Annotated in this window: 7 protein-coding genes; 4 read left to right on the plus strand and 3 right to left on the minus strand. The window is 35.4% G+C overall.

Annotation, left to right across the window (positions count from 1 at the left end):
• Together F1592_RS13175 and F1592_RS13180 are read left to right on the plus strand one after the other, a co-directional pair.
• Positions 1-263 (plus strand): LPXTG cell wall anchor domain-containing protein (locus F1592_RS13175; protein WP_149814192.1); only part of this gene is annotated, 263 nt, incomplete at its 5' end.
• A gap of 165 nt (positions 264-428) precedes the next feature.
• Positions 429-1,730, plus strand: coding sequence for an MFS transporter (locus F1592_RS13180; RefSeq protein WP_053017976.1), 1,302 nt, complete (start codon positions 429-431; stop codon positions 1,728-1,730).
• 81 nt (positions 1,731-1,811) lie between these two features.
• Here F1592_RS13180 and folE2 read toward each other — a convergent pair whose 3' ends face one another.
• From folE2 to F1592_RS13195, 3 genes are read right to left on the minus strand one after another with little or no spacing between them, the layout of a single operon-like run.
• Positions 1,812-2,690: a GTP cyclohydrolase FolE2 gene (gene folE2, locus F1592_RS13185; RefSeq protein ID WP_053017977.1), complete on the minus strand. Its 879-nt coding sequence runs from the start codon at positions 2,688-2,690 to the stop codon at positions 1,812-1,814.
• 13 nt (positions 2,691-2,703) lie between these two features.
• Positions 2,704-3,369, minus strand: a complete 666-nt coding sequence (bshB2, locus tag F1592_RS13190) for a bacillithiol biosynthesis deacetylase BshB2 (RefSeq protein WP_053017978.1) — start codon at positions 3,367-3,369, stop codon at positions 2,704-2,706.
• Positions 3,370-3,382: 13 nt separating this feature from the next.
• Positions 3,383-3,745 carry a YojF family protein gene (locus F1592_RS13195; RefSeq protein WP_161772886.1) on the minus strand — a complete coding sequence of 121 codons (363 nt, stop codon included), beginning with the start codon at positions 3,743-3,745 and terminating at the stop codon, positions 3,383-3,385.
• Positions 3,746-4,014: 269 nt separating this feature from the next.
• Between F1592_RS13195 and hxlA the strand changes: the two genes are divergently transcribed.
• Entirely contained in the window at positions 4,015-4,647 is a 633-nt protein-coding gene (gene hxlA, locus F1592_RS13200) for a 3-hexulose-6-phosphate synthase (RefSeq protein ID WP_011276675.1), read from the plus strand.
• A 2-nt stretch (positions 4,648-4,649) separates the two neighbouring features.
• Entirely contained in the window at positions 4,650-5,198 is a 549-nt protein-coding gene (hxlB, locus tag F1592_RS13205; RefSeq protein ID WP_053017979.1) for a 6-phospho-3-hexuloisomerase, read from the plus strand.
• Positions 5,199-5,271 lie beyond the last annotated feature (73 nt).

A 5,271-nucleotide genomic window follows, 5' to 3' on the forward strand; every position in this document is an offset into this window, starting at 1 on the left:
GTAGTACAAGCACATCAGTTAGTATTTGTGACTCAGAAAGTACAAGTGATTCACAGATTAGTACAAGAACATCAGAAAGTATGAGTGACTCAGAAAGTTCAAGTGAGTCACACAGTAGTACAAGCACAACAAATTCGTTACCTAATACTGGTGAAGAAAAATCTGATAAACCATTATTATTATCATTAATAACTGGTCTAGGATTACTATTATTTGGAAGACGTCGTAAAAAAGAGGACGAAGATGAAGCTAAGGATAGATAAATCTTAAAGTCTATGACTAAAAATCTTATACTAAAAATTAATTGATTTTCCACAATTCTCATATGAGGATTGTGGTTTTTTATTCAAATCTGTATGATAACGTTTTCAAAAGTGTGATAAAATGTCATAGTAAAGTAATTTTTCTGACAAAGGGTGGGGGCTATGATGAAGAAATATAGATACTTTATTATCACGATGATCATTATAATGACGATGATTAACTACATAGACCGTGGCGCTATCTCATATGCACAAAAAGACATTATCAGTGAATATGGGTTTGATACGATCGCTTGGGGTAAAATTCTAGGCTACTTTGGATACGGATACATGCTAGGATCACTGGTTGGTGGTTTAACAGCTGATAAGAAGGGGCCAAAGTTTGTCTGGATTATTGCTGGAACTGCATGGTCTATCGCTGAAATGGCAATGGCATATGCTGGAGAGTTAGGTATGGCCATTTTTGGAGGTTCTGCGTTAGTAGGATTTGGATTACTTAGAGTATTATTTGGAGTTGCAGAGGGTCCTGTATTCTCAATTATTAGTAAGACTAATGCCAATTGGGCTGCACCTAAGGAACGTGGATTATTATCAGCACTTGGACTTATAGGTGTGCCACTTGGTGCATTAATTACAGCTCCAATCGTATCTGGTTTCTTAACAATAGCAAGCTGGAGATTATTATTCATGATATTAGGGGCTCTCGGTTTAGTTTGGGTAATCATTTGGGCATTCGTGTTTACAGATTATCCAGAAGATAACAAGCGTGTTTCTAAAGATGAATTAAAAGAAATTCGTTCAACGGAAGGTAGTTTAAATGTTGAGAAAACGATTGAAACTGAAGATGTAAAAGATGAAAAATGGTACCATTTCTTTAAAAGTCCAACGTTAGTTGGTAACATGTTTGGGTATTTTGGTTTCCAATATGTTAATTTCTTAATATTAACTTGGACACCAAAGTATCTACAAGACGAGTATCATTTTGAAATTCACTCACTATGGTATTTAGGTATGGTTCCGTGGATTGGTGCATGTTTCACAATTTACTTTGGTGGACATATCTCTGACTGGCTACGTCATAAAACTGGGGATTTACGTATTGCACGTTCATACTTTGCAATTGCCGGAATGATTTGTGCGGCAATTTGTTTCTTAATTATTCCATTTACGCATAGTATCGTTGCAATCATGATTTTAATGATGATAGGGAATGCCTTTATATTCCTACCTAATGGTGTATATTGGTCAGTAATTATTGATACTGCACCTAATAAGACTGGTACATATGGCGGTATTACACACTTTTTCGTTAACTCAGCTACTGTTATTGCACCAACATTAACAGGGTACTTAGTAGCAAGTTATGGCTACTCTTCAATGTTTGTGTCAGCCGTGATCGCATCACTAATTAGTGTTGTAGCTATGTGTTTCGTTAAACCTGGTGAAAAGAAAATGGCTAAACATTAACACTAATATTTATAAATATTAAACAAGGCAGTTATCACATTTGAAACGTGTGACAACTGCCTTATTATTTATATGCAACGATTATTTTCTATATTTTAATTTCGCAAATGCATCATGTTGGTGAATAGATTCTTCGTTACGACATTCAATGTCAAAACCATCTATCCAATCAAATTCTACCAAGTCAGCAGCGATAAGACGAATTAAATCTTCGACGAATCGTGGATTTTCATAAGCGCGTTCTGTAACACGTTTTTCATCTGGACGTTTCAAAATTGGGTATAAGATTGAACTTGCATTTGCTTCCATAGCATCTAGAATTTTATCTTTATAATCATCAACAACCTGGTTGTTTTTATCTAAATAAACTTTAACTGTAACTACACCACGTTGGTTGTGGGCTGAATATTCACTGATTTCTTTAGAACATGGGCATAGTGTTGTTACAGTTGCTTCAATTGTAATTTCTTTGCGTGTAATTTGATCATGTTCGATGGCTAATCCGTAAGTGACATCGGCATTGCCTACTGCTTTAATGTTCGTTACTGGACTAAAGCGATCAAAGAACCATTTACCCGAAACATCAACACCTGCTGAGTTCTGTTTCATATTTGTCTGTAATGTACGTAATACTTGATACAGTGTATCGAAATTCAACTCTAAACCATTGCTGTAATGTTTTTCTACGCTTTCTAGAATACGGCTCATGTTAATGCCTTTTTCATCTTTATTTAAGCTCGTTGAAAAGCTAAATTGTCCCGCCGTTTGGAAACGATCAATATTAACGGGGTAAATTAAATTTTTAATGCCGACTTCTTCAATTTCAAATAAGAAATTTTTATGTGTACTTTGTAAGTCAGTCATTTCATTTTTAGTTGTTGGTTTTGTACCTTCGATTGGGTCAACTGAGCCAAAGTGTTTCCAACGACCCTCACGTGTGGATAAATCAAATTCAGTCATTGTTTACCTCCCCTTAAGATTCAAAATGATATGTCCAATACGGTTCAACGTCTAAGAAACTTTGTGTTTCGCCACCGACTTCTGGACTCGCTAATTGTTTTAAAAATGGACCAGTTTGAGATGCATGTGCTTCGAAAGCTTTCAATTTAAGATCTCGATATGCACGAATGTCATTTAATATATCTGGTTCGCCTAGTATTTCTGGTGCATCATTACTAAACGCTACAAGTTGTAAACGTGGTCGTGCTTCTTCTGGCATACGTCCTACGGTTCTTACTACGGCTTCAGCTGTTGCTTCATGGTCGGGATGGACAGCAAATTTAGGATAGAATGAAATAATCACTGATGGATTTGTTTCTTCAATCAACTTTTTAACCATGTCATCCATTTGTTCATGAGGTTCAAATTCAACCGTTTTATCACGTAATCCCATTTTACGTAAATCGGTGATGCCAATAATCTTCATCGCTTCTTCTAATTCACGTTCACGTATATCAGGTAGTGATTCTCGAGTTGCAAAAGGAGGATTACCTAAATTACGTCCCATTTGTCCTAATGTTAGGCATGCATAAGTGACAGGAATGCCGTTATCAATATAACTTGCAATCGTTCCAGCTGATGAGAAGGTTTCATCATCAGGGTGTGGGAATATCATTAACACGTGTCTTTCATCTTTCATGAATAAACCTCCTCTATACTGTAAATGGCTTTTCACTAATCTCGATTGTGGCAGCCAATTGACCTTCATAGTTAAATCCTGCGATTAAAAATTCGTTGTTGTTATTGATTTCGTAATGCGTTAGTCCTTGAACATAGACCCAACCTCCGTCACGAAGTTTTAAACCAACTCTATAGGGGTCTTTCTCTCCACCTTTAAGTTGTGCATGTTCATATGTGACTTGTATATTTCTTAAAAATGTACCCGCATTAAAGACACGTTGATCGAAATGATTTGCATATGCACCATTAGTCGTTTCAACGTGTAGGTATACAGGTTTATTTTCGAATGATGTTAATAATTGTTGTACTTCTTCAGCGTTAATGAGTTCCAACACTTTCACTCCTTGCAACCATACAATATGTTTATCTATTTATTTTACTAAAAAGAAGAGACTAATTGTACATCTCTGCTCAATTTATTCAGAAAAAGTGGTAATTATACCTTTAAAGAGTTGATTTACTGTAAGTATTGTATGTGATAAGTGAGTAAATTGTTAGGTTTAGGAGTATCGTTTAAAAATTTATAAGACGGGTAGACTAATGAATGTGAAAGATAAAATAAGAACTGAAGATATATCACTTTAGTAATGAAAGGATGTTTGCATTGGAATTACAATTAGCAATCGATTTATTAAACAAAGAGGAAGCAGCAGAATTAGCTAAAAAAGTTGAGGAATATGTAGATATCGTAGAAATTGGTACGCCAATCGTAATCAACGAAGGTTTACCAGCAGTTCAACATTTAGATGAAAATATTAGCAACGCTAAAGTATTAGCTGACCTTAAAATTATGGACGCAGCAGATTATGAAGTAAGCCAAGCAATTAAATTTGGTGCAGATGTTGTAACAATCTTAGGTGTGGCTGAAGACGCTTCAATTAAAGCGGCAGTTGAAGAAGCGCACAAACATGATAAACAATTATTAGTTGATATGATTGCGGTACAAGATTTAGAAAAACGTGCAAAAGAATTAGATGAAATGGGTGCTGACTATATTGCAGTACACACTGGTTATGACTTACAAGCAGAAGGTCAATCTCCATTAGACAGTTTACGTACTGTTAAATCTGTCATTAAGAATTCTAAAGTTGCTGTAGCTGGTGGTATTAAACCAGATACAATTAAAGATATTGTTGCAGAACAACCTGACTTAGTTATCGTTGGTGGCGGTATTGCTAACGCTGATGATCCAGTCGAAGCTGCTAAACAATGTCGTGACGCGATTGAAGGTAAGTAATTATGTCTCAATTTACTAATTACAAATTAATTCTTGAAGAATTAGATCGAACGTTATCACATGTTGAAGATGAACAATATGACCGTTTTGCAAATGATGTGAATGGTGCGCAAAGAATCTTCACTGCAGGTAAAGGCCGTTCAGGATTTATGGCAAATAGTTTCGCAATGCGACTTAATCAACTTGGTAAAGAAGCATTTGTAGTAGGTGAATCAACGACACCTTCTATTAAAGAACATGATTTATTTGTTATTTTATCTGGTTCGGGTTCAACTGAACATTTACGCTTATTAGCTGAAAAAGCACAATCAATAGGTGCTAAAGTTGTATTATTAACAACAAGCCCTGATTCTCCAATTGGTGAGTTAGCTGAAACAGTAATTGAGTTACCAGCTGGCACAAAACACAATGTTGAAGGGTCTGAACAACCATTAGGAAGCTTATTTGAACAATCATCATTATTGTTCTTAGATAGCGTGGTTCTGGGCTTAATGGAAACATTTGATATAAGTGAAGAAGAAATGCAAAATAATCATGCAAATTTAGAATAAATAGCGTTTATTTAATCCAATCGATTCCCAAAAAAGGCATCGGTTGGATTTTTTTAGGCTCTACGTCAAATCG

Origin of the sequence: Staphylococcus sp. GDX7P312P (genome assembly GCF_008385775.1) — a bacterium.
Lineage (GTDB): Bacteria > Bacillota > Bacilli > Staphylococcales > Staphylococcaceae > Staphylococcus > Staphylococcus haemolyticus.